Origin of the sequence: Cryptosporangium japonicum, assembly GCF_039524755.1 — a bacterium.
Taxonomy (GTDB): Bacteria; Actinomycetota; Actinomycetes; order Mycobacteriales; family Cryptosporangiaceae; genus Cryptosporangium; species Cryptosporangium japonicum.
On record NZ_BAAAGX010000014.1, the window covers coordinates 101013 to 123043 of the forward strand.

Annotated in this window: 25 protein-coding genes; 10 read left to right on the forward strand and 15 right to left on the reverse strand. The window is 72.9% G+C overall.

All coding sequences use genetic code 11. The features are described from left to right. Positions 1-6: 6 nt before the first annotated feature. Positions 7-456, reverse strand: a complete 450-nt coding sequence (locus ABD437_RS17190; RefSeq protein WP_344649851.1) for a MarR family winged helix-turn-helix transcriptional regulator — start codon at positions 454-456, stop codon at positions 7-9. A 28-nt stretch (positions 457-484) separates the two neighbouring features. Here ABD437_RS17190 and ABD437_RS17195 point away from each other — a divergent pair, with 28 nt between their 5' ends. The 3 genes from ABD437_RS17195 to ABD437_RS17205 are packed head-to-tail and all read left to right on the forward strand — an operon-like array spanning position 485 to position 2861. After that, positions 485-841 carry a nuclear transport factor 2 family protein gene (locus ABD437_RS17195; RefSeq protein WP_344649852.1) on the forward strand — a complete coding sequence of 119 codons (357 nt, stop codon included), beginning with the start codon at positions 485-487 and terminating at the stop codon, positions 839-841. Then, a complete protein-coding gene (locus ABD437_RS17200) occupies positions 841-1557 on the forward strand; it encodes an ABC transporter ATP-binding protein (protein ID WP_425558171.1) in 717 nt (238 codons plus the stop codon). The genes ABD437_RS17195 and ABD437_RS17200 overlap by 1 nt, the downstream gene beginning before the upstream one ends. Next, positions 1557-2861, forward strand: a complete 1305-nt coding sequence (locus tag ABD437_RS17205) for a hypothetical protein (RefSeq protein ID WP_344649853.1) — start codon at positions 1557-1559, stop codon at positions 2859-2861. Before ABD437_RS17200 ends, ABD437_RS17205 begins: the two co-directional genes overlap by 1 nt. A 20-nt stretch (positions 2862-2881) precedes the next feature. Here ABD437_RS17205 and ABD437_RS17210 read toward each other — a convergent pair whose 3' ends face one another. After that, on the reverse strand, positions 2882-4492 hold the full coding sequence (locus tag ABD437_RS17210; protein ID WP_344649854.1) for an SNIPE associated domain-containing protein: 1611 nt from the start codon (positions 4490-4492) through the stop codon (positions 2882-2884). 152 nt (positions 4493-4644) lie between these two features. Between ABD437_RS17210 and ABD437_RS17215 the strand changes: the two genes are divergently transcribed. Continuing rightward, positions 4645-5193 carry a SigE family RNA polymerase sigma factor gene (locus tag ABD437_RS17215; protein ID WP_344649855.1) on the forward strand — a complete coding sequence of 183 codons (549 nt, stop codon included), beginning with the start codon at positions 4645-4647 and terminating at the stop codon, positions 5191-5193. A 2-nt stretch (positions 5194-5195) separates the two neighbouring features. Continuing rightward, entirely contained in the window at positions 5196-6305 is a 1110-nt protein-coding gene (locus tag ABD437_RS17220) for a hypothetical protein (RefSeq protein WP_344649856.1), read from the forward strand. On the opposite strand, the gene ABD437_RS17225 is transcribed toward ABD437_RS17220, so the two are convergent. Beyond that, a complete protein-coding gene (locus ABD437_RS17225; RefSeq protein ID WP_344650164.1) occupies positions 6292-6798 on the reverse strand; it encodes a TetR/AcrR family transcriptional regulator in 507 nt (168 codons plus the stop codon). The two genes, ABD437_RS17220 and ABD437_RS17225, sit on opposite strands and share 14 nt — an antisense overlap. A gap of 208 nt (positions 6799-7006) precedes the next feature. Here ABD437_RS17225 and ABD437_RS17230 point away from each other — a divergent pair, with 208 nt between their 5' ends. Next, positions 7007-7624 (forward strand): FAD-dependent monooxygenase, encoded by a 618-nt coding sequence (locus ABD437_RS17230; RefSeq protein WP_344649857.1) that lies wholly within the window; start codon positions 7007-7009, stop codon positions 7622-7624. A gap of 16 nt (positions 7625-7640) precedes the next feature. On the opposite strand, the gene rox is transcribed toward ABD437_RS17230, so the two are convergent. The 7 genes from rox to ABD437_RS17265 form a co-directional block, all read right to left on the reverse strand. Next, positions 7641-9068: a rifampin monooxygenase gene (gene rox / locus ABD437_RS17235; protein WP_344649858.1), complete on the reverse strand. Its 1428-nt coding sequence runs from the start codon at positions 9066-9068 to the stop codon at positions 7641-7643. A 105-nt stretch (positions 9069-9173) separates the two neighbouring features. Next, positions 9174-9863, reverse strand: a complete 690-nt coding sequence (locus ABD437_RS17240; protein WP_344649859.1) for a GNAT family N-acetyltransferase — start codon at positions 9861-9863, stop codon at positions 9174-9176. A gap of 82 nt (positions 9864-9945) precedes the next feature. Then, a complete protein-coding gene (locus ABD437_RS17245; RefSeq protein WP_344649860.1) occupies positions 9946-10701 on the reverse strand; it encodes an IclR family transcriptional regulator in 756 nt (251 codons plus the stop codon). Between the two features lie 67 nt (positions 10702-10768). Continuing rightward, positions 10769-11677 (reverse strand): PDR/VanB family oxidoreductase, encoded by a 909-nt coding sequence (locus ABD437_RS17250; RefSeq protein ID WP_344649861.1) that lies wholly within the window; start codon positions 11675-11677, stop codon positions 10769-10771. A gap of 27 nt (positions 11678-11704) precedes the next feature. Further along, the gene (locus ABD437_RS17255) at positions 11705-11902 is read right to left on the reverse strand and encodes a hypothetical protein (RefSeq protein ID WP_344649862.1); all 198 of its coding nucleotides are present in this window, start codon (positions 11900-11902) and stop codon (positions 11705-11707) included. Continuing rightward, a complete protein-coding gene (locus tag ABD437_RS17260; protein ID WP_344649863.1) occupies positions 11899-12951 on the reverse strand; it encodes a Rieske 2Fe-2S domain-containing protein in 1053 nt (350 codons plus the stop codon). The genes ABD437_RS17255 and ABD437_RS17260 overlap by 4 nt, the downstream gene beginning before the upstream one ends. 93 nt (positions 12952-13044) lie before the next feature. Next, positions 13045-13851 carry an SDR family NAD(P)-dependent oxidoreductase gene (locus tag ABD437_RS17265; protein WP_344649864.1) on the reverse strand — a complete coding sequence of 269 codons (807 nt, stop codon included), beginning with the start codon at positions 13849-13851 and terminating at the stop codon, positions 13045-13047. Positions 13852-13921: 70 nt separating this feature from the next. On the opposite strand from ABD437_RS17265, the gene ABD437_RS17270 reads away from it, so the two are divergent. Then, complete coding sequence (locus ABD437_RS17270; protein ID WP_344649865.1) at positions 13922-14848, forward strand: LysR family transcriptional regulator; 927 nt, start codon at positions 13922-13924, stop codon at positions 14846-14848. On the opposite strand, the gene add is transcribed toward ABD437_RS17270, so the two are convergent. Together add and ABD437_RS17280 are read right to left on the reverse strand one after the other, a co-directional pair. Continuing rightward, positions 14812-15711 (reverse strand): adenosine deaminase, encoded by a 900-nt coding sequence (add, locus tag ABD437_RS17275; protein WP_344649866.1) that lies wholly within the window; start codon positions 15709-15711, stop codon positions 14812-14814. The genes ABD437_RS17270 and add overlap by 37 nt on opposite strands. Beyond that, on the reverse strand, positions 15708-16631 hold the full coding sequence (locus ABD437_RS17280; RefSeq protein ID WP_344649867.1) for a nucleoside hydrolase: 924 nt from the start codon (positions 16629-16631) through the stop codon (positions 15708-15710). The genes add and ABD437_RS17280 overlap by 4 nt, the downstream gene beginning before the upstream one ends. Before the next feature lie 29 nt (positions 16632-16660). Here ABD437_RS17280 and ABD437_RS17285 point away from each other — a divergent pair, with 29 nt between their 5' ends. Next, entirely contained in the window at positions 16661-17731 is a 1071-nt protein-coding gene (locus tag ABD437_RS17285) for a LacI family DNA-binding transcriptional regulator (protein WP_344649868.1), read from the forward strand. Here ABD437_RS17285 and ABD437_RS17290 read toward each other — a convergent pair. Continuing rightward, positions 17688-18059 (reverse strand): hypothetical protein, encoded by a 372-nt coding sequence (locus tag ABD437_RS17290; protein WP_344649869.1) that lies wholly within the window; start codon positions 18057-18059, stop codon positions 17688-17690. The two genes, ABD437_RS17285 and ABD437_RS17290, sit on opposite strands and share 44 nt — an antisense overlap. 327 nt (positions 18060-18386) lie before the next feature. Between ABD437_RS17290 and ABD437_RS17295 the strand changes: the two genes are divergently transcribed. After that, positions 18387-18530: a hypothetical protein gene (locus ABD437_RS17295; RefSeq protein WP_344649870.1), complete on the forward strand. Its 144-nt coding sequence runs from the start codon at positions 18387-18389 to the stop codon at positions 18528-18530. Here ABD437_RS17295 and ABD437_RS17300 read toward each other — a convergent pair. Then, positions 18515-19453: a LysR family transcriptional regulator gene (locus tag ABD437_RS17300; RefSeq protein ID WP_344649871.1), complete on the reverse strand. Its 939-nt coding sequence runs from the start codon at positions 19451-19453 to the stop codon at positions 18515-18517. The genes ABD437_RS17295 and ABD437_RS17300 overlap by 16 nt on opposite strands. A gap of 91 nt (positions 19454-19544) precedes the next feature. On the opposite strand from ABD437_RS17300, the gene ABD437_RS17305 reads away from it, so the two are divergent. After that, positions 19545-20744, forward strand: coding sequence for an MFS transporter (locus ABD437_RS17305; RefSeq protein WP_344649872.1), 1200 nt, complete (start codon positions 19545-19547; stop codon positions 20742-20744). On the opposite strand, the gene ABD437_RS17310 is transcribed toward ABD437_RS17305, so the two are convergent. Continuing rightward, positions 20731-22020 (reverse strand): ABC transporter substrate-binding protein, encoded by a 1290-nt coding sequence (locus ABD437_RS17310; RefSeq protein WP_344649873.1) that lies wholly within the window; start codon positions 22018-22020, stop codon positions 20731-20733. The genes ABD437_RS17305 and ABD437_RS17310 overlap by 14 nt on opposite strands. Positions 22021-22031: the final 11 nt, after the last annotated feature.

Here is a 22031-nt window from a genome sequence, read left to right on the forward strand (position 1 = left end):
GTGGGACTAGTTCTCGAGGTGCCGGCGCAGGGTCTCCATCGCGTCGGCGAGCGCCGCCAGCTGGTGGTCGTCCAGCACGTCGGCGAAGAGGGTCCGGACGGCACGCGAGTGCGCCTGCGCGGCCGCCAGGAAAACCGCCCGTCCCTCGGTGGTCAGATGCACCTCTGAACCGCGGCTGTCGGCGCGGTGGGGCTGCCGCCGGATCAGGCCGCGACGCTCCATCCGCGCCAGCTGGTGCGAGAGCCGGCTCTGCTCCCAGCCGATCAGCCCGGCCAGCTCGACCGACCGCACCGGCTCGTCGCCGCGCTCGTGCAGCGTCACCAGGATCGGGTAGTCGCTGCCGGACAGGCCGGAATCCTCGATCAGCAGCCGGTCGGAGCGGTGCCGCAACAGCGCGGTGGTCTCGATCAGACCGCGCCAGGCCCGCAGCTCCAGCGAATTGAGACGTCCCTCCACTGCTTGAAACTAGCGAAAGGTGCCGCCCGTGGCGACGATCGAGGAACTCATGAACGCCAACCTCCTGGAGGTGTTCAACGAGCGCGACGGTGACCGGCGCCGCGCGGCGATCCGCCGGACCTACGCGCCCGACGTGCAGTTCTCCGACCCCGACGAACTCGTCGTCGGGCACGACGCTCTCGACGCCAAGGCGCAGGGCATTCTCGACGGTGCGCCGGACTTCGTGTTCACCCCGGCCGGAAAGACCTACGTCAACCACGACCTGGGGTACCTGACCTGGAACTTCGGTCCGGCCGGGCAGCCGCCGGTCGTCCGCGGCGTGGACGTGGCGCTGGTGCGCGACGGGCTGATCCGGAGCGTCTACACGCTGCTGCTGACCGACTGATGAGCGTTCTCGAGGCGCACGAGGTCACGAAGAGCTTCGGCGGCACGGAGGCCGTCCTGCGCGGGATCTCACTGCACGTCGAACCGGGCGAGCTCGTCTCGATCGTCGGGCCGAGCGGCTCGGGCAAGTCGACGCTGCTGTACTGCCTGGCCGGCCTCGAGGCGGTCACGTCGGGAACGGTGTCGATCCTCGGCACCCCGCTCGCCGGGCTCGGCCGACGCCGGCTCGCCGCGTTCCGGCGCGACCACGTCGGCTTCGTGTTCCAGTCCTACAACCTCATCACCTCGCTCACGGTCTGGGACAACGTCGCGCTCCCGGCCCGGCTGGCCCGCCGTCCGATCGGCGCCGACGAGGTCGCCGCGGCGATCGAGCGGGTCGGGTTGAGCGACCGGGCCCGCTACAAGCCCGCGCAGCTCTCCGGCGGCCAGCAGCAACGGGTGGCCGTCGCGCGGGTGCTGGCGACGCGGCCCGACCTGGTGTTCGCCGACGAACCGACCGGCGCGCTCGACACCGCGAAGGGCGACGCGGTGCTCCGGCTGCTCCGCGAGGCCGCGACCGGTGACCGGTCGGTCGTCATGGTGACGCACGACCTGGAGGCCGCCGCCCGCGGCGACCGCGTGCTGGTGCTGCGTGACGGACGCCTGCACGCCGAACTCCACCACCCCACCCCGGCCGAGGTGCTCGCCGCGGTCGGCGCGGCGAGCGAGGCCGTCTGATGCTGCGGCTCGTGGTGAGTGAGCTCCGGCAGAAGGCGCGGATCTGGCTCGGGGTGACGGTGGTCGCGGCGGCCACCGCGGCGGTGCTCGACGTCGCCGCGACCGCGATCGAGACCGCCGTGCACGCCGGCGGGAACGCCGGCCTCGCGCTGTACGCGATCGGCGGGCTGATGGTGGTCACGACGACGGTCGCCGCGGTCGTGGTGCTGAGCGCGGCGGCCAACCTGACCGTCGTGCTCCAGCAGCGCGACTACGCGCTCTGGCAGCTGACCGGCATCGGCCCGGCCGCGGTGCGGCTCGTGGTGTCGGCGCAGCTGGTCGTGGTGGCGCTGCTCGGTGCGGTGGCCGGCACGCTGCTCGCGCTGCCGCTGGTCCGGCCGCTGTTCGCACGCATCGTGTCCGACACCGACGGGCTCGGCTCGGTGGAGGTCGTGTTCGGCCCGCTGAGTTACGTCAGCGTGGTGGTGTTCGTGGCGGTGGTGGTGCTGTTCGCCGGCGGCGGCAGTGCGCGTCGGGCGGCGCGGGTGAGCGGGTTGGCCGTGCTGCGTGACCCCGACGGGCCGACGACACGCATGGGTGTCCTGCGCTGGGTCGCGGCGGCGGTGCTCGCGGTGCTGGCGCTGGTGATCGTCCGGAGCCTGGGCGGCCGCCCGGTGTCCGGTCTCGAGCCGCCGCTGCTGTTCACCGGCCTGCTGGTCGCGAGCCTGTCGGTGTGCGTCGGGCCGGTGCTCTACCCGGCCGTGATGCGGGCGTGGACCAGCGTCGTCCCGGCGACCGTCTCGTCGTCCTGGTTCCTGGCCCGCGCCGGTGCGCTGCACCGCGTCGGGCGCAGCTCGGCGACGATGAGTCCGCTGGTGGTGGCCGTCGCGCTGGCCGGCAGCCTGTACGCGGCGAACGGCGTCGCCGGGTCCGGGGCGGTGGGGGTCGCCGCGGTGGTGCTGCTGATCGGCGGGCCGCTGCTGTTGTCGGTGCTGGGGGCCGCGGTCACCGTGGTCATGGCGTCGGGGGCCCGCGACCGCGAGGCGGCGCTGGTGCAGGCGAGCGGAGGCACGGCCGAGGTCGTGGTGGCCGCCGCCGCGTGGGAGGCCGTCCTCTACGTGGTCACGGCCGCGCTGGTGGGCACGGTGGCGGTCGGTGTGGTGACGGTCGCCGGCTGGTGGGCGGCCGGCGCGGCACCCGGCGCCGGTTTCGTCGCCGTGGCGGTGACCGCGGCCGGCGAACTCGTCCTGATGCTCGTCGCGACGCTCCTGCCGGCCTGGTGGGGAAGCCGCCGCCCGATCGCCGGCCTGCTCGCCGCCGAGTGACGCTGTCCCCCAGCGCCGTCTCAGCTGGTCGCGCCCTCCGGTACCGGAGCCTCGGTGCGGCTTTGCCGGTACTCCAGGGCCTCCGGTTCCTCCGTGAACTCGAGGACGTCGCCGGTCAGCTCGAGCATGAGTTCCCGGACTTCGACGGGCCCCACACGGAAGAACTCACGACGGGCGTTGACGCGATTGACTCGTCGATCGGCGAAGCGGGTGTGTAGTGCGGTCTCCAGGCCCACTGCGTCCTGGGAGAACACGAGCGCGTGCACGTCGAAGTTGAACGGCACGGACGCGTCGGACAGTTCGCGGACGCGGTCCCGGGGTTCGAGCCGGCGGGTCATCCCGATCTTGACCATCTCCGGCCCGAACGCGCCGATGTTGGAGATGACGTACACGTAGCCCGCGCGGATGTTGGCGGCGCGGTAGTCGACGTCGACCAGGGCCCGATCGACGTCGGCAAGGTGTGCTCTGAGTCGTTCGACCGCCTCGGCGTCGCCCTTGGCCTCGACGGCGGCCAGCGCGTTGGCGTAGTGCTGACGTTCCTTGTCCAGCCGCTCGCGCTCCCGGTCCAGCTCCAGCTGGGCTTTGCGTTCCTCGCGGAGCCGGACCTTCTCCTCTCGTTCACGCTCCTTCTCGGCGGCTACTTTCTCCAGGTAGTCCGCGGTCAGCGTCAGCTCCTCGATCCGCAGCCGGTGGTAGGCGACGGCGACCCGGATGTTCATGGTCTTGCCCAGGCGCTCGATGGTCTTGGCGACCTTGTCCAGCCGGTCCACGGAGCTGTGCACCTTGTAGGGCTTGAGGCTTCGAACGAGATTGTCCGCTTCGGCGTTGTACGCCCGCAGCATGAGCTTGCTGAAGTCGCGCACCATCGCCCGGCCTTCGGCCGCCGACCCGTTGACGGTCCAGTCGGTCGTGGCTTGGATGGCTCCGCCGTCCCGACGAGCCATCGCCTTGGTCTGATCACGCAGCCGGCCCAGTTGCGCCTGATACGCCGCGGCGTCCGACAGCGGATGCTGGTACGTATAGACGCCGACTTCTTGCAGGAGCTGGGTTTCCTCGGTCACGACGACTTGTTGTCGCAACGCCGTGAGCGCGCCCTCCAAGCGATGCGTCTCGGCCCGCGCCGCGGCGAGCGCCTGCTCCGTGCCGGCTCGGGCAACTCGTGTCTGCTCGGCGAGCAGGGCTTCGTGCGCGGCGCGATCACGGCCGAGTTGCTCGCGCTGGGCGGCGACCTCGGCCTGGAGGTCCGCGCGAAGTCGCTGCAGCTGGACGACGTCCAGCGCACCGAGCGCCCTCAGCTGGCCCTGAAGTCTCGCGACCTCCTCGGACAGCTCGCGGACCCGGGCCTTCGCGCCGAACATCGAGACTTTCTCCGGCTCGATCTGCTGCGCCACGGAAGCCGGCGGTGGCGCCGGCGTCGGTGGATGGAGGGCCACGTCTATCCAGAACTGCCACCCGACCGGCGGCGGGCCCCAGGCCGGATCGGGAGACCATCCTTCCGGAGGCATCCAGCCCTCGGGTGCCGGCGGCCAGTTCGGCGGTGGATTGAAACGCCTGACCTTAGCCATGTGCCCCCCACCAGGTTCTGTCCCCACAGAGGCACAAAGAGTAAGCGCGCCGTACCCGGTGGGCATCGGCCATCTGTCCACAGGAGCCGCTGGCCGAACGATCAAAGATCCGCGATGCCCTGGGCTCGCGCGCCGGAGGCCGGGCGGGCCGCGCCGGGAAGGTTTCTCGGTGTCGCGGGCAACGCGCGTCGGGTGGCATCCCTCTAAGGAGGGAGACCGTGACGGCAGCCGGAGGGCATGTGGTGAGCGACCGGCCGGACGAGGCCTTTCGGGAGTACGTGGAGGAGCGCTTACCCGCGCTGCAACGCTTGGCGTACCTCCTGTGCCAGGACCGGCACCACGCCGACGACCTGGTTCAGGAAGCGCTGGTGAAGCTGTACACCAAGTGGGACCGGGCCAGCGCCGCGTCCCATCTGCACGCGTACGCGCGGACGACGCTGGTGCGGACGTTCCTCAGCGAGCGCCGGACCAACTGGGCGCGCCGGGTGGTGCTCGTCGACGGCTTCCGTGACGAGCCGGGCATCTCGGACCCCGATGCCGCGTCGATCGTCGCGGTCCGTCGGGCGTTGGCCGAGTTGCCGCCGCGTCAACGGGCGGTGATCGCCCTGCGGTACTACTCCGACCTCTCGGTCGAAGAGACCGGCGAGACGCTCGGGTGCTCGGCCGGAACGGTGAAGAGCCAGACCGCCAAGGGCCTCGCCGCGCTCCGCCGCGCGCTGCCCGAAGTCGAACCCGACGACGTCCCCACGACCCGGACGAGGAGTTGACCATGGACGAGTCCCGGACTCGGGCGCTGCTGACCAGGGTGGTGGCCGAAGCCCCACCGCCGGCCGCGGTCGACGTCGACCGGATCATCGCCCTGGCCGCAGCGCGGGAGCACCAGCGCACCCGGTGGGTGCTCGCCGCCGCGGCCGCGGTCGCCGTCGTCGTGACGCTCGCGGTGAGCGTGCTGACGCTCGGCCCCGGCGCCGAGCGGGCCGCACCACCGGCCGGGCCGGCGAAGCTGCCGATCCAGAAGCTTCCGGCCGAGAAGCCCCAACCGAACCTTCCGCTGCCCGGCGCCGCGCCCACCCGGTTCGACCTGCTCCGCAGCGAGTTGGTGGTCAGCGGCCTACCGGACGACCTGACCGAGAACGGTGCCCAGGTGCGCTTCACCGCGCTGGGCTACTACGGCACCCAGAAGCGTTCGTCGCGGGCCGTGTACATCACGGTGGGGGCCCGTGACGCCCGGCTGAACCGCGTCATCGGCAACCGGATCGTCAAGACGACGCCCGGTCCCAGCATCCACGGCCACCCGTCGACGTTGAACCAGTGGGACCCCGGGTTCGGCTGGCAGCTGACCTGGAACTGGGCGCCGGGTGCCCCGGCGTCGGTGGTGGTGGTCGGCTATCCGAACCCGGGCGAACTCGCCGCGAAGATCGCCACGGCCCTGCGGGTCAACCTCACCGGCCACGCCCGGCTGCCGTTCACCGTCCGGGCGCCGGCGGGGGCGCTGCTGAGCGAGTTCCAGGCCACCGTGGACCTGAGCGGTACGGGCCGCCAGCCGTCGGCCACCGCGGCGTTCGGGGGGCCGGGGTCGGGCTTCATCAGCATCAACACCAACCCGCTCGGCGCCGGCATCGGCGACGCCGACTCGGTGTACGAGGACCGGCCCGCCCGGATCAAGACCGAGAAGTCCGGCAACGGTCAGGGCGGCGAATTCACGACGATGGTCGTGGCCGCGGACGATCTCAAGGTGACCGGCACCTGCAACTACAACCCGAACCCGGAGGTCAGCGCGGCGGAGTTCAAGAAGCTGTGCCTGTCGACGACGGCCAGCGTCCGGCGCGTCGGCAACTTCACCAACGCGTCGGAGTGGCCGATCTTCAGCGTCCGATGACTTCCGATCGGTCACCGGTGACGAGGTCCGCGGCGAGTGTCCGCACCCCGGCGAGGGCCTCGGCCGCGTCGGGTGCGTGAGCCGGGTCGACGAGCCACTGGAGCATGAGGCCGGTCACCAGGGCGAGCGGTACCGACCCGCCGAGGCCTTCCCGTCCCTCCCGTTGGCCCTCGGCGAGGTGCCGGCGAATCTCCGGTGAGTGTTCGGCCTGTACCGCCGCCTCGAGTTGGGCCACCCACAGCCGGCGGTGGGTGGTGAAGGTGTCGATCAGCGCCTGCCAGCGCGCTTCGGTGCCGTCGGTGCGCGACTGCTCGGCGAGTTCCGCGGAGAGCTGCTCCATCGCTTCCACCAACGCCTGGGTGAGCAGCGCGTCCTTGCTTCCGAAGTGGTAGCCGATGGCGGCGTGGTTGACCCCGGCGGCCTCGGCGATGTCGCGGACCGTCGTGCGTGCCCAACCCCGCTCGATCAGGCACTGCCGTGCCCCCCGGAGCAGGTCGTCGAACGTGCGCCGCGCCTGCGCACCACCGGATACGCGGTGGACTTCCGCGGCGCCGCCGTCGAAGTCCTCGCCGAGCTGGGGATCCTGGCCGAGGTGCGCGCCCACGAAACGGCGATGCGGGGCACGGTCGTCGTCGACGAGACGGGAACGGAACGTCGACGCTGGGGTCCCGAGGTGTTCGGCGGTCCGGCGGTTCGATCTGGTGGTCGGTGCCGACGGTCTGCACTCGAAGGTCCGGGAGCTGGCCTTCCCGCCGGACAGCCGAGCACTGCGGCACCTGGGCATGTCCGGAGCCGCGTTCAGCACCCCGAACTACCTCGGCCTCGACCGCACCGGGCTGCTGCGGCCGACGAAGGACACCGCGGTCTTCGTGTTCGACAGCGGGGTCGCCGACCGGCTCACGGTCAGCCTCTCCTTCGCCACGACGTCACCGGCGCTGGACCGGCGCGGCCGGGCCGAGCAGGAGCAGGCGGTGCGGACGGCGTTCGCCGGCCACGCCTGGGAGGTGCCGCGCCTGCTCGACGCGATGACCGGATCCGACGACTTCTACTTCGCCTCCACCAGCCAGGTCCACCTGCCCCGCTGGCACGAAGGTCGGGTCGTGTTGGTGGGTGACGCCGGGTATTGCGCCGCGCCCACCAGCGGGATGGGGACCTCCCAGGCGCTGATCGGGGCCCGGACCCTGGCTCGTCAACTGGTCACGTGCGGCGACGACGTCGAGGCCGCGTTCACGGCCTACGAGCACGAACTACGACCGTACGTCGCGGACAACCAGGCGAAGGGACGAGAAGCCGCGGCGTTCTTCGGCGGCGGGGCGTAACCCGCTCCGAGCGCGTCTACGCAGTGGCTCCGAACCAGCGGGACAGGTGGGTGTCCAGGTCGCGCTGATCGTCGCCGAGCCAGGCGACGTGGCCGTCCGGGCGCAGGAGCACGGCCGGGGCGTCGACCTCCTCGCTGACGTCGGCGACCAGATCGACCCGGTCCGCCCAGCCGCCGACCGAGAGCCGGCCGGTCTGGTCGAGCAGCAGCCCGCGGCCCGCGTGCGACAGCGAATACAACCGGCCACGCGTCAGCCCGACGTCACGCAGGCGCCGTCCGAGCAGCGGCGGGCCGTCGCCGAAGTCGTAGCGGATGCCGATGCCGATGCCCTTCTCGACCAGGAACCGGTTGACCTCCTCGAAGTCCATCAGCTGCGACAGCACCGAACGCACGGCCTGCGCACCCGGATCGGGCGACAACAGCTGCATCTGGGCGCGGGTCACGGTCAGCACGTCGGCCGCGACCGGGCGCCGTTCGCTCTCGTAGGAGTCCAGCAGATCCGCGGGCGCCCAGCCGGCGGTCGTGGCCGCGAGCTTCCAGCCCAGGTTGAACGCGTCCTGGACGCCGAGGTTGAGCCCCTGGCCGCCCACCGGCGGGTGCACGTGGGCCGCGTCGCCGGCCAGCAGCACCCGGCCCACGCGGTACCGGTCGGCGAGCCGCGTGGCATCGCCGAAACGCGACATCCAGCGCGGCGAATGCACCCCGTAGTCGGTGCCGGCGACCGTACGCAGCCGCCGCCGGAAGTCGTCGAGCGTCGGCGGGACCGTGCGGTCCTCGGCCACGCTGGCGGCCGGGACGAGCACGCGGTACACGCCGTCGCCGATCGGACCGAGGCCGAACAGCTTCTCGGTCTTGCGCAGCTCGATCACCGAAGCCGTGATCTCGGCCGGGTCCGCGGTCACCTCCATCTCACCGAGCAGGGCCTCCACCCGGGCCGGCTCGCCCGGGAACGGCACCCCGAGCAGCGTGCGGACGGTGCTGCGGCCGCCGTCGCAGCCGACGAGGAAGCGGGCACGCAGCTCGGTGCCGTCGGTGAGCGTCGCGGTGACGTGCCCGTCGTCCTGGCTCAGCGCGGTGAGCCCGGCGCCGCGCCGGATGTCCGCGCCCAGCTCCGCGGCGCGCTCGGTGAGCAGCCGGTCGGTCACCGGCTGGGGGAGGCCCAGCGTGTAGCCGTGCGCGGTGTCCATGCGGTCGGGCCACGGCTTCTCGATGCCGGCGAACGAGCCGCCCGTCGTCGGGTACCGCGTGCCGGCGGCGAGGAAGCGCTCGAGCAGCCCGCGCTGATCCATCACCTCGACGCTGCGCACGTGCAGGCCCAGCGAACGCACGACCTTGCTGGGCTCCCGTTCCCGTTCCAGCACGACGGTGTGGACACCGTGCAGCCGCAGTTCGCTCGCCAGCATCATGCCGGTCGGTCCGCCGCCGACGACGATCACGTCGATCATGTCCGGTCCCCGTTCGCGCAGGTTGATCGCTTACGGCGTGCGATTCTGCGCGCCCACCCGGGGCTTGTGGCAAGCCTCCCCATGGCTTATACGTTGAAGTGGGGGTCAGTGCGGGGACCGCAGGTGCCAGGTCGTGGTCGCCTCGGTGCGGTAGCCGAGTGACTCGTAGAGCGGCACGCCGGCCTCCGTGGCCGTGAGCGTGGACGCCCGCTCCGCACCGGCCGCGAGCGCCGCGGTCAGCACGCTGCGGGCCAGGCCGGCGCCGCGGTGACCGGGGAGCGTCGCGAGCGAGTAGACGCCGATCGAGTGCCCGTCGTCGTAGGTGTAGGCGGCCGCGGCGGGAACGTCGTGCCGGAACGCCAGCCACACGTGCCAGCCGGGGAGACCGAGCACCGACGGGGGCAGGAACTCGCCGGCCGACCAGGGCAGATACGCCCGCTGCGGAAACCCGTCGACGATGACGCGCTCGGCGTCGGCGAGGTCGGTCGTCCCGGTGACGCGGACGACCCGGGTACCCGGCGGCGCGGCCGGGGCGATCGGACCCGGGGGACGGGTCATGACCGGCATCCGCAGCGTGGTGACCGGCTCGGTCACCGCGGTGCCGAACACGTCCTCGACGACCAGCGCGACGCCACGGGGTGCCGCCGCGACGAGCGCGTCGACCGGTGCCGGTGCCCGGGTGATCCGGCGGTTGATCCGTGCCCGGTCGACGACGAAGGTGCCGGCGGTCGTGCGCGCGGAGGGTTCCAGCGCGCTCCACATCGCGATCGCGTTGTCGACGTAGGCCAGAGACATGACGCCATGCTCGCGCGCCGGACCCGCCCGGCACTCGGCGGCCGGTACCCAAAATAACAAGCCCAGACACGACGACGGCACCTCACGGACGATCGGCGCCGAGGGAGCGGGAGATGCCGCGTGCGGCGGCACGCACCATCGGAGCCAGCGCGGCCGGCAGTGCGGTGCCGGCCAGCACGACGATCGACACCGCCGCGACGACGTCGCCACCGGGGCCGTGGACCGGCGCGGCCACCGACAGGGAGTCCATCGTCACCTGGCGGTCGTTGATCGCGTAGCCGTGCGCCTTCACGTCGCCGAGGATGCGCCGGATCGCCGCCGGATCGGTCACGGTCAGCGGCGTGAACGCCGGGAGCGGCCCGGCCAGCACCTTCTCCTGGACGTCGGCGGGCGCGTGGGCGAGCAGCACCCGCCCGATGCCGGTGGGGTGCAGCGGGAACCGGCCCCCGACCCGGGTGAGGACGGGCACCGCGGCGCGGCCCGCGATCCGCTCCACGAACACCGACTCGAGACCGTCACGGACGGCCAGCTGCACGTTCTCGTGCGTCACCGCGTACAGGTCCTCGAGGAACGGCAGCGCCACCTCGCGCAGCCCGAGCCCGCGCGGCGCCAGCGACGCGATCTCCCACAGCCGCAGGCCGACGTGGAAGGTGCCGTTCTCGTCGCGTTCGAGCAGGCCGCAGTCGACGAGGACGCCGAGCAGGCGGTGCGCGGTCGTGAGCGGTAACCCGGTGCGCTGCGCGAGCTGGGTGAGGCTCATCGCGGGCCGCTCGGGCGTGAACGCGGCGAGCAGCTCGGTGGCCCGCCGCACCGCGAGCCCGGCCTCGGCGCGAGCCACCGGAACCCGGTCCGCGGGCGGCCCGGCGGAACGGGATCCGGCGGAAGGAGGCACGGCACCTCCCGGGTCAGAGATCGAGCACGAGCCGCGGGCACGCGGCGCGCGAGACGCAGATGAACATCGTGTCGTTGGCGGCCTGTTCATCCTCGGTCAGAAGGCTGTCGCGGTGGTCGACTTCGCCGGAAAGCACCCCGGTCTCGCAGGTTCCGCACGTCCCCTCCTGGCACGAGGACAGCACGTCCACCCCGGCGGCCTCGACCACCGAGAGGATCGAGCGGTCGGTCGGCACGGTGAGCGTCAGCCCGCTCCGCGCGAGCTCGACCTCGAACGACCAGGGCCGGACGGGTTCGTCCTGCTGCTTTGGCGCGAAGCGCTCGACCCGCAGGGCCCCGGACGGCACGAGCTCCTCCACCGCGGCCAGCAGCGGTTCGGGCCCGCAGCAGTAGACCAGGGCGTGCGGGTCGGTCAGGATCCCGGCCAGATCGAGGAGCCCTTCGACGAGGTGCACCCGCGGCCCGGTGAGGTCGTCGGCGAACGCCATCGAGGCGCGGCTGCGTCCGCCGTAGTGCAGTTCCCAGTCGGCGCCGGCGGCCTCCGCGGCGTCGATCATCGGCCGGATCGGGGTGATGCCGATGCCGCCGGCGACGAACACGTAACGCGGGGACGGTTCGAGCGCGAAGTGGTTGCGCGGCCCGCGGACGTCGACCAGCGTGCCCTCGTGGAGCTTGTCGTGGACGTACTGCGAGCCGCCGCGGCTGTCGGTTTCACGCAGCACCGCGATGCGCCAGACCGACCGGTCGCCGGGGTCGCCGCACAGCGAGTACTGGCGGGTGAGTCCGGGTCCCAGCGACAGGTCGACGTGCGCTCCGGGTGTCCAGGCCGGCAGCTCCCCGGAGCCGCGGAGGTCCAGGCCGATCACGCCGTCGGCGAGGCTCACCCGCCGGTCGACGCGCAGGCGGAGGTCGGACTCGGGCACGGGATGCTCCTGGGATCGGGGGAGCCGTCAGGCCGGGACGGGGACGAGACGCATCGGTGGGCGCGGTGGTGCGCCGGAACCGCCGGAGGGGTGATCGGGGTGGGCGAGCAGCCATTCCCAGAGCACCACCGGGTCCTCGGCCTCGGTCCGGGCGCCGCAGTGGCAGCGCCCCGCGAGCCGGTCCGAACCGGGCACCCACTCCACCCGGAAGACGCGGTCGCTCATCGCGCCGCCGACGCCGGAGCGGCACCGGCGAGCCGGGCCAGCATGCGCCGGGCGGCGAGCCCGCCGGTGTCGATGTTTATCGACAGCTCCTGGTAGCCGTCGGGTTCGGTGGCGATCACCCGCTCCAGGACGTCGAGCGCGGCGACGTCCTGGAGCACGACGGTGCGGTTGTTCTCGGCGAGGAAGTCCGAGACGCCCTGGTCGTCGAGGGCGAAGTCCCGGGCGACGGCCCAGAAGTCGTGCGTCGAGTGTTCGGTCTCCGGGGTGATCGCGTAGACGACCTCGACGTGGAACGCGTCCGGGTCGGTGCCGTCGTCGTGGGGCAGGACACCGGCCGGCGCGATCCGCGAGTGCAGCGTGTAGAGGCAGGGCGGGGTGTACTCGATGTCCTGCCAGCGGGTGATCCGGCCGGTGATGCCGGTGGACTTGGCGTAGAACGGCGGGCACGCGGCGTCGGCCATGCGCCGGGACACGTAGACGATGCCGGCGTCCTCGTCGACCTCGGTGGTGATCGGGGTCTCGGCGACTTCGGGCGTGCCGATGTACCCGCCGTGCAGGTACGTCTCGTGCGACAGGTCGAGCAGGTTGTCGACGAGCAGGCTCGCGCGGGCGGCCAGCGGCTCCATGCCCGACACCGTGGTCCAGCCGTCGAGCGCCAGCCAGGGCGCGCGGGGGATGCGTGTCGTCTCGGCGAGCGCCGGGTCGCCGATGAACACCCAGACGAACGAGTCCTGCTCGACGACGGGGTACGACCGCAGGCGCGCGGTGCGGGGGATCCGGGACTGGCCGGGTACCGCGACGCACTTGCCGTCCGCGCCGTAGGTGAACCCGTGGTAGCCGCAGACCACGGTGTCGCCGAGCAGGTGGCTCGGGCTCTCCGAGAGCGGGAAGCGCCGGTGCACGCACCGGTCGGACATCGCGGTCACCGCGCCGGCCTCGGTCCGCCAGAACAGGATCGATTCCCCGCAGATCGTCCGGGAGAACAGGTCCCGGCCGATCTCCCGCCCGTAGGCGGCCACGTACCACTGGTTGTTCACGATCGACGTCATCGTCAGCCCTCTCACCGTCAGCCCGGCTGGGTCGGGTCAGTGTGAGCGGGCGAACACGGGCCGGTCGCGGGAACTTCCACGATGCGGAAGAAGTTATCCGCCGAACGCGGCCAGCGAGACCGGCTGCCAGTCGCGCCAGGTCCGCAGGCGCTCCTGGTAGATCGCCTCGATCGCCGGGAAGCTCTTCCCGAGGAGGATCCGGCGCGGCGGCTCGGCGGCGTCGACCAGGGCCAGGATCGCCGGTGCGGTCGCGGCGGCCTCACCGACCTCGAAGTCGGCCGCGGTGTCGGCGTGGGTCTGCGCGTAGTCCGGCAGTTGCGCGCTGTGCCGCGATCCGCGGGAGAGCCAGTCGGTGGCGTACGGCCCCGGCTCGACGCAGGTGACGTGGATGCCGAACCCGGCGACCTCGGGAGCCAGCGCCTCGGAGAGACCTTCCAGGGCCCACTTGGACGCGTGGTAGGCGCCGATGCCGGGGAAGGCACGGACGCCGCCCTCGCTGGTGACCTGCAGGATGTGGCCGCTGCCCTGGCGGCGCAGCACGGGCAGGACGGCCTGGGTCACCCAGACCGCGCCGAAGAAGTTCGTCTCGACCTGCTGGCGCAGTTCACGCTCGGTGAGTTCCTCGACCATGCCGAAGTGGCCGTAACCGGCGTTGTTGACGACGACGTCGAGGCGCCCGAAACGCCACACCGCGGTGTCGACGGCGGCGAAGACACCCTCCCGGTCGGTGACGTCGAGTTCCAGCGGCAGCGCGGTGTCGGGGAAGCGGGACACCAGCTCGGTGAGCGTGTCGGTGTCGCGGGCGGTGGCGGCCACGCGGTCGCCGCGTTCGAGTGCGGCCTCGGCCCAGAGACGGCCGAAGCCGGAGGACGTGCCGGTGATGAACCAGGTTTTGCTCATGACTCGAGCCTGCGCCGGCCGACTTCATTCCGGTAGCGACTGATTCTCAGATCAGGTATTCCATGGAGGCATGGATGTGCACCCGCAACTGCTGCGCGCGCTGCGTGCGGTGATCGAGACCGGTTCGCTCACCGCGGCGTCCGAACGCCTCGGGTTCACGCAGTCGGCGCTGTCCAAGCAGATCGCGGCGCTGGAGGCGGCGGCCGGTACCCGGTTGTTCGATCGCGGGCCGCGCGGGGTCGAGCCGACGGCCGCGGGCAACCGCCTGGCCACGCGCGCGGCGACGATCCTCGACCAGTACGACGCCGCCCAGCGTGAACTCGAGGACCTGCCCGCGCCGCTCGGCGGCCGCGTCGCGCTCGGCGGTTTCCCGGCCACCGCGCTGTGGCTCGTGCCCCGCGCGATCGCCCGGGTCCGGGCCGACCACCCGTCGATCGAGGTCGACTTCCTCGAGTCGTCCACGTCGGTGCAGATCCGGCGGCTCCGGGCCGGCCGGCTGGACCTGGCGCTCCTCGCGTCCGGTGAGGGCCTGCCCGGGTACGACCTGACCGGCATCGAGGTCGAGCCGCTGCCCTCGAGCCCGCTGCTGGTGGCGGTGGCCCGCCGTCACCGGCTGGCCGGCGCCGGTCGCGTACCGGTCGCCGAGCTCGCCGACGAGGGCTGGATCGCCGGCCGGGGTGCCCGCGGCGAACCGCAGTTCGGCGCCTGGCCGACCGTCGAGCGCCCGCGGATCGTCGCCGAGCTCGGTGACTGGTCGGCGCGGTTCGGGTTCGTGGCCGCCGGGCTCGGCGTCACCACCGTTCCCGGGCTGATGGCACCGGCGCTGCCCGGCGGCATCGTGTGCGTCGAGGTGGACGACCCCGGCTGGACCGGGCGCTCGATGGCCCTCGCCCGCATCGGCGCGCTCACCGGCTCCACCGCCGCCACCCGCGCGGCGCTGATCCGCGAGGCGCGGCTGCTTCAGGGTGCGAACACCGCCGCGGCCGCGTTCTCCTGAACCCGCCGCTCCTCGTCCGGCCCCCACCCGAACGTCTCGCGCAGCGCGGCGAACTCGGCGTCCAGCGACGTGTCCGCGGTCGTCCTGGTGTCCGTGCTCACCGTCACCCGCAGCCCGGCCCGCAGCAGCTGGTCCACCGGGTGCGCGGCGAGCGACGGCACCGCCCTGGTCAGCACGTTGCACCGGGGGCAGGTCTCGAGCGCGATCGCGTCGCGTCGCAGCCGGGAGAGCAGCGCCGCGGACCCGACCGACCGCACGCCGTGCCCGATCCGCCGGGCCCCGAGCACGTCGAGCGCCTCCCACACGCTGTCCGGCCCGGCCGCCTCGCCCGCGTGCACGGTCACCGGCAGCCCGGCCGCGTGGGCCAGGTCGAAGGCTTCCCGGTGCGGGGCGCCCGGCCGCCGCTCGTCGCCGGCCAGGTCGAGCCCGGCCACGTCGTCGCGCCGCACCGCCGTCGCCGCGATCTCCAGGCTCACCGACGGATCCTGGTGACGCAGGCAGCACAGCAGCAGCCCGGTGCGCACCCCGGTGACCGCGGCGAGCCCGGCCGACACCGCGTCGATCACCGCGTCGACGCTCAGGCCCGCGCGGGTGTGCAGCTGGGGCGCGAACCGCACCTCCCCGTGCACGACGCCGTCGGCGCGCCAGTCCTCGGCCAGCTCACGCGCCACCCGCTCCAGGGCCTCCGGCGTCTGCAGGACGTCGAGCGCGACGTCGATGAACGGCAGGAAGCCGTGCAGGCTCCCGACGTCGGGCGGCGCGACCGCGCGGGCCCGGACGTCGACGCCGGGCGCCAGGTCGGCCAGTGTGGACAGCCGCACCGACCCGTCCAGGTGGCAGTGCAGCTCGTACCGCCCGCTCATGCGCCACCGCACGCGTCGAGCAGCAACGCGAAGAACGCGTCCCCGTCCACCCGGCGCACCAGCGTGAGGTTCGGGTCGGCCGCCGAGCGCCGCCGGTCGACCAGCAGCTGGCCGCGCGCCTCGTCGCCGACCGCGACGCGCACCGGCACCACCTCCGCGTCCCGGACCAGGTCCGGGCGCAGCGCCACCGCCATCGCCAGCGGATCGGGCAGGTCGTAGCCGGCCAGCCCGGTCACCGCGAGCGCCCACCGGTCCACCGCGGCGTTGATGCCGTCCGCGAACGCCGCGAGCGGGGTGCCCAGCCCACGCAGCCGGGCCTGCCGCTCCGGGGTCATCACCGCGTCGAGCCGGGAGGCGTCCCAGCCGATCCAGGTGACGGTCCCGGGCGTGGCCGCCTCGCACACGATCGCGGCCGCCTCCGGGTCGGCCCAGACGTTGTACTCCGCGGTCGCGGTGATGTTGCCGACCGCGTCCGCGGCGCCGGCCATGCAGTACACGTGCCGGAACCGGCCGAGCAGCGACCGGTCGCGCAGCAGGGCGGCGGCCACGTTCGTCAGCGGCCCCAGCGTGACCAGCGTGACGTCCGGTGCGGCCAGCCGCAGCAGCACGTCGACGGCGTGGTCGTCACCGGCGGCGACGTCGGGCGCCGGGAGCGCGACCCCGCTCATCCCGTCGTCGCCGTGCACGTGCTGGGCGGTCCGCGGCGCACGCAGCAGCGGCCGGTCGCAGCCGGCGTGGAGCGGGACGTCGGCGGCGCCGGCGAGCGAGAGCGTCACCGCGGCGTTCCGCGTGGCCTGGGCGAGGGGTACGTTCCCGGCCACGGTCGTGACCGCGGCGATGCGCGCGCCCGGGTGCCGGGCGGCCAGCACCAGGGCGACCGCGTCGTCGGACGCGGTGTCGGTGTCGATCAGGAGGCGCATCTAAACGATTAGACTGGCATACTCCGCCCATGTCAAAGGGACCGACGATCCGCGACGTCGCCGCCCGCGCCGGTACGTCGACGGCCGTGGTCAGCTACGTGCTCAACGACGGGCCGCGGCCGGTGGCGCCCGAGACGCGCGCCCGCGTGCGCGCGGCCATCGACGCGCTCGGGTACCGGCCCAACCGCTCCGCCCGCGCGCTGCGCGCCAACCGCACCGGCACGCTCGGGCTCGTCGTTCCCGACCTCGCGAAACCGTTCTTCGCCGAGCTGACCCGCGCGATCGAGGACGCGGCCTTCGCCCGCGGCCACCGGCTGCTCGTCGGCAGCGCGCAGTTCGACGCCGGGCACGAGGAACAACAGCTCCAGGCCCTGGTCGACGCGCACGTCGACGCCGTGCTGCTGGCGCCGGCGCACGACCCGGCCGCCGCACTGGAACTGCTGCGCCGCGCGGAGCTGCCGCACGTGCTGGTGCACCGCACGGTCGGGGCCGCGCCGGGCGTCGCCGGGGACGATCTCGACGCGGGACGGCGCGCGGCGGCGCACCTGAGCGGCCACGGTTACCGGCGGGTGGCGGTGCTCGGCGCGGCCGAGGGGGACGATCCGGTCGGTCGGCGGACCCGGGGCGCGCTGGCCGGGTTGGCCGGGCCGCCGGACGCGGTGGTCGAGTGCGCGTTCACCGACCTGCGCGGGGACGCGTACCGGGCGGCGACGAGGCTGCTGGCCGGGCCGGTCGAGGCGATCTGCGCGACCACCGACGAACACGCGCTCGGCGTGATCAGGGCGGCCGCCGAGGCCGGGCGGGTACTCGGGACGGACCTGGGGCTGATCAGCGTCGACGGTACCGAGCTCGGCGCGTATCTCGGGCTGAGTGCGGTGACCACGCCGTTCGCGGAGCTCGGCGTCGCCGCGGTCGGCGCGGTGCTCGACGGCGCGCCGGGACGGACGGTGCCGATGACGCTCGTGACGCGGTCCAGTTGCGGGTGCGTGGCCCCGGACGCGGAGAGGAAGCGTCCGGGGCCACGGGTGCCCGAAGAAGGGAGAGACGCGTCGCGCGTCAGGCGTAAAGAACCCAGAAGCCTCCCACCTCCCGGTAGCTGAAGCTGCTCCAGTAGCCACTGATCTGGCCGCGCCAGGCCGCGTCACGGCACTCACGCCAGTCGCGGTAGCGGCCGATCGTCCGGAAGTGCCGCCGCTCGAACCGGCCGTACTGCCACTCCCCGTTCCAGAAGCCGCCGCGGTCGTACCGCCGGAAGTCGTCCCAGTCGTCGTCCCAGTTCCCGTGGCTCGGGGCCGTCTGGAGCGAGACCGCCTGCGCACCGCTGGGGGTCGCCGCCGTCGCAGCGGCCGGGCTCAGACCCGCCGCCAGGCCGACGCCGAGCGCGCACACGGCGACGGCTGTCGCGGTCCGTCGAACTGTCCCAGTCATGGTCACCCTCTTGTCGTCGTCGTTGATTCCGACAATCAGGCTAGATCGGACAATCGCGCGTTTTCTGCCCCGGACGGGTGCATTTAGCTGTGCAGTTCTTAAGTCCGCGTGCCCGGGGCGGTGCGGAGCCGATCGATGTGCTTCCGTGAAGCAGCCACTTGGAAGAGGGCGTGCGGTCTCCGTCACTGGCGGGTGGCGGAGACCGGAGCACCCGGCTGTGTCGTCCGGCGAACAGTCGCTGCGTTCGGGCCCGGACGGTTTTCGTCCGATGACCCATGAACACTGAACGCGCCGATCATTCCGACCGACTCGGACAAGGAGACGACGATGAGCTGCCACGCATCCTGCGACTGCGAATTCCGCTACGACAACACGTGGGACTACGGCTGTGACAAGGCGCGGCGCCGTCGCTCCGGCCGCGGGTACAAGGGCCGTTCGAAGGACTTCTGGGACGGCTACACCGGACGCTGACCCGCCCGGGCCCAGGCCGGCGCCCACGCGTCGGGGCCGGCCCGGTGCCGGCCGCCGAAGTACGCGCGCAGCTCGGCCAGGGCGGGGTGGCGGTTGTCCTCGCGCCAGATCAGCGACATCGGATAGACCGGCGTCGGGTCGACCACCGGGATCCGGCGCAGGTCGTAGCGGTCCGGCCAGAGGTAGCGCGACCCCTCACCGACCAGTGTGGCCAGCGTCGCCGACCCGGCGATGTCGGCGATCTGGGCCTCGTAGCCGAACACCGGGCCGTCCTGGTCGATCGTGAGCCCGAACGCGTCGGCGAGTTCGTCGTAGTACGCCGACCACTCGGTGCCCGCGGCCAGGCCCGGCATCCAGAGGCGGTGCCCGGCCAGCTGTCCCGGGGTCACCGAGCGGGCGTCGGCCAGCGGGTGCCGGGGGCCGACCAGCAGCTGGTGGGCGTCGTCGATCACGCGCACCGAGTTCAGGCCGGGCGCGAGCGCGTGGCGGGGCACGGCGTGGAAGGTCGCGTCGATCGTCCCGGCCACGACGGCGGCGGCCGCGGTGTGCACGTCCCCGCTCAGCGTGATCACCTCCAGGCCCACGTGCCGGTGCGCGAGGTGGAACTCCTGCAGGCGCACCGCCGGCGCGATCCGACGGCTGTGCACGTCGACGCGCAACGCCCGCCGGCCGGGACGCACGGACGCGTCGGCCCGGTCGGCCACCCGGAGCAGCTCGCGGGCGTGGGGCAGGAACGCCTGGCCGTCGACCGTGAGACGCACACCGCGCGGGGTCCGCGCGAACAGCCGCACCTCCAGGTCACGCTCCAGCGCGGCGATGCGCCGGGACACCCCCTGCTGGGTGATCGACAGGTCCGCGGCCGCCTCCTGGAACTGACCGGTGTCCGCGGCGGCGACGAACGTGCGCACGGCGTCGAGATCCACGCCGCCGACCGTAGCCGGACAACACCGCGTTGTGGCTCGCGGGCGATCCGGTTGTTTGATCCGCCTCCGCCGGTTCGACCAGGGTGGCCGGATGCGTTCGCTGGGGCGGGAATTCCGGTGGTTGTGGGCGTCGTACGCGGTGAGCGCCTACGGGTCCGGGCTGGCGTTCGGCGCGTTCGGGCTGGTCGCCCTCCTGGTGCTGCGCGCGAGCCCCGGGCAGGTGTCGGCGCTGGCCGCGGTGGGGCCGGCCGTGGGCGCGGTGCTCGCGGTGCCGCTCGGGCCGCTGATCGAGTTCCACCGGAAGCGCCCGGTGATGATCGCGGCCGACCTGGTGCGGTTCGGGGCGCTGCTCAGCGTGCCGGCCGCCTACCTGCTGGGGTGGCTCGGCTTCGCCCAGCTCCTGGTCGTCGCGGTGGTCGTCGCCGCGGCCCGGATCGTGTTCACCGCTGCCGGCGGGGCGCACCTGCGCGCGGTCGTGCGCCCGGAGGACCTGCTCGTGGCCAACGCCCGGTTCGAGTCGACGACGTGGGGGTCGATCGCGGTCGGACCCCCGCTGGGCGGCGCCGCGATCGGCCTGTTCGGGCCGGTCACCACCGTCGCCGCCGACGCGGTCAGCTACCTGGCGTCGGCGCTGGCCCTCGGCGCGATGCGGCACCCGGACCGGCGCCCGGCCCGGCCGCGACGACCCCTGACCCGCGACGAGCTGCTCGACGGCTGGCGCCACCTGCTGACCCACCCCGGGCTGCGCCCGCTCTTCGTCAACCAGCTGGTCGTCGCCGGGCTGATCATGGCCACCGAGCCGCTGCTGGCCGTGCTGCTGCTCGGCGAACTCGGGTTCCCGCCCTGGCAGTACGGCCTCGCGTTCGCCGTCCCCTGCGTCGGCGGGCTGCTCGGCGCACGGCTGGCGCCCCGCGTCGTCGCGCGCTTCGGCCGGGCCCGGGTGATCCGGGTCGTCGGCACGTCCCGGGCGATCGGGCTGATCGGCCTGGTCGCGGTGCGGCCCGGCGTCGTCGGCCTGGTCACGGTCATCGTCGTCGAGCTCGCGATCGTCGTCAGCATGAGCCTGTTCACCCCGGTGCTGGCCACCTACCGGCTCGAGCAGACGCCGCCCGATCTCCTCGCCCGCACGCTCGCCGCCTGGTCGATCAGCAGCGGCGCCGCGATCGCCGCGCTCAGCGCCCTCGGCGGGGTGCTCGCCGACGTCACCGGTCCGCGGGTCGCGATCGCCGCGGCGGGCGCGCTCGTGCTGGCCAGCCCGCTGCTGCTCCCGCGCCCGGCTACCCTCCGCTGAGCGGTGCCTTGGACTTCTCCGCCGCCAGGTCCAGGGCCTGCTGCGGCTTGGCCCGGCCCAGCAGCACCGACGCGATCGCCTCACCGACGTTGCGTGACATCTCGTCGTAGCCGGACACGGTCGGGCGGGACTGCCTGGCGTTCTCGAGGTTCTGGAAGAACTCCTTGCCGCCCGGGTACTCCTGGGTGTACGCGAAGAACTGCGGCGTGAACTGCTCGATGTCGCGCACCGGCAGGTTACCGATCGCGAGGTTCCACTTCGCGTCGATGTCCTTGCTGGTCAACCACTTGACGAACTCCCGGGACGCGCCGGCGCGGTCGGCGTCGTCGTGGTCGAAGAGCGCCCACAGGTCCGGGCCGGACACCGTCTGGTGATCACCCTTGAAACCCGGCAGCTGCACCACGCCGTAGGAGACGTCGGTCTGGGCCAGCTCGAGCAGCTCCCACGGGCCGGACATGATCATGCCGACCTTGCCCTGACGGAACAGCGCGCTGTACTTCTCGTCGGTCTGGTCCAGGTACATCGACTTGTCGTCGACCGCGATCGCGCGCAGCGTCTCCAGCGCGGCGACACCCTCGGCGCTGTTGAAGACCGGCTTCTTGCCGCTCAGGATCGCGCCGCCCCGCTGCCAGAGCAGCGGCCACAGGTGCCACGTCGTGTCCTCGCCGCCGGCCACCGAGTAGGCGGTTCCGTAGATGCCGTTCTCCGGGTCGGTGAGCTTCTTCGCCGCGGACCGGAACTGGTCCCAGGTCCAGTTGTCGGTCGGCGGCTGCACCCCGGCGGCGCTGAAGATCTTCTTGTTGTAGATCAGCGCGAGGTTGTCGACGAGCGCCGGTACGCCGATCACGATGCCGTTGACGGTCGCGGTGCGCTGCGCGGCGCCGGGGAAGTCCTCCCAGCCGAAGTCCGGGCGCCCGACGTAGTCGGTGAGGTCCTGGGTGTGGCCACCGTCGGCCAGCTGACCCGCCCAGCTGCCGTACGCGTACGAGATGTCGGGGTAGCTGCCGTTCTTGTAGCCCGCCGTGATCTTCGGCAGCAGCTCGTCGGCGGTGCCGGCGCCCGGCGAGGTCTTGATCGTGACGTTGGGGTGCAGCTGGTGGTACTGCTGGGCCAGCTGGTCAGCCGTCTTCTGCGCCTCCGGGGTCTGCCCGGTCCACCAGGTCAGCGTGACGTCGGCGTTCTTGTCGTACCCCGCGGCGGCGTCCTTGCGGTCGCTGGTGGAGATCGATCCGTTGCAGGCGGACAGCAGCACGGCCGCGCTGACGGCGGTGGCCACGCCGACCACCA

What these genes read in the sequence shown, in the direction of transcription:
- ABD437_RS17265 (WP_344649864.1), bottom strand. Translation starts at nt 13,851, where the DNA reads ATGAGCAAAACCTGGTTCATCACCGGCACGTCCTCCGGCTTCGGCCGT.
- ABD437_RS17270 (WP_344649865.1), top strand. Translation starts at nt 13,922, where the DNA reads ATGGATGTGCACCCGCAACTGCTGCGCGCGCTGCGTGCGGTGATCGAG.
- ABD437_RS17210 (WP_344649854.1), bottom strand. Translation starts at nt 4,492, where the DNA reads ATGCCCACCGGGTACGGCGCGCTTACTCTTTGTGCCTCTGTGGGGACA.
- ABD437_RS17305 (WP_344649872.1), top strand. Translation starts at nt 19,545, where the DNA reads ATGCGTTCGCTGGGGCGGGAATTCCGGTGGTTGTGGGCGTCGTACGCG.
- add (WP_344649866.1), bottom strand. Translation starts at nt 15,711, where the DNA reads ATGAGCGGGCGGTACGAGCTGCACTGCCACCTGGACGGGTCGGTGCGG.
- ABD437_RS17205 (WP_344649853.1), top strand. Translation starts at nt 1,557, where the DNA reads ATGCTGCGGCTCGTGGTGAGTGAGCTCCGGCAGAAGGCGCGGATCTGG.
- ABD437_RS17295 (WP_344649870.1), top strand. Translation starts at nt 18,387, where the DNA reads ATGAGCTGCCACGCATCCTGCGACTGCGAATTCCGCTACGACAACACG.
- ABD437_RS17280 (WP_344649867.1), bottom strand. Translation starts at nt 16,631, where the DNA reads ATGCGCCTCCTGATCGACACCGACACCGCGTCCGACGACGCGGTCGCC.
- ABD437_RS17285 (WP_344649868.1), top strand. Translation starts at nt 16,661, where the DNA reads ATGTCAAAGGGACCGACGATCCGCGACGTCGCCGCCCGCGCCGGTACG.
- ABD437_RS17200 (WP_425558171.1), top strand. Translation starts at nt 841, where the DNA reads ATGAGCGTTCTCGAGGCGCACGAGGTCACGAAGAGCTTCGGCGGCACG.
- ABD437_RS17260 (WP_344649863.1), bottom strand. Translation starts at nt 12,951, where the DNA reads ATGACGTCGATCGTGAACAACCAGTGGTACGTGGCCGCCTACGGGCGG.
- ABD437_RS17255 (WP_344649862.1), bottom strand. Translation starts at nt 11,902, where the DNA reads ATGAGCGACCGCGTCTTCCGGGTGGAGTGGGTGCCCGGTTCGGACCGG.
- ABD437_RS17220 (WP_344649856.1), top strand. Translation starts at nt 5,196, where the DNA reads ATGGACGAGTCCCGGACTCGGGCGCTGCTGACCAGGGTGGTGGCCGAA.
- ABD437_RS17290 (WP_344649869.1), bottom strand. Translation starts at nt 18,059, where the DNA reads ATGACTGGGACAGTTCGACGGACCGCGACAGCCGTCGCCGTGTGCGCG.
- rox (WP_344649858.1), bottom strand. Translation starts at nt 9,068, where the DNA reads ATGATCGACGTGATCGTCGTCGGCGGCGGACCGACCGGCATGATGCTG.
- ABD437_RS17240 (WP_344649859.1), bottom strand. Translation starts at nt 9,863, where the DNA reads ATGTCTCTGGCCTACGTCGACAACGCGATCGCGATGTGGAGCGCGCTG.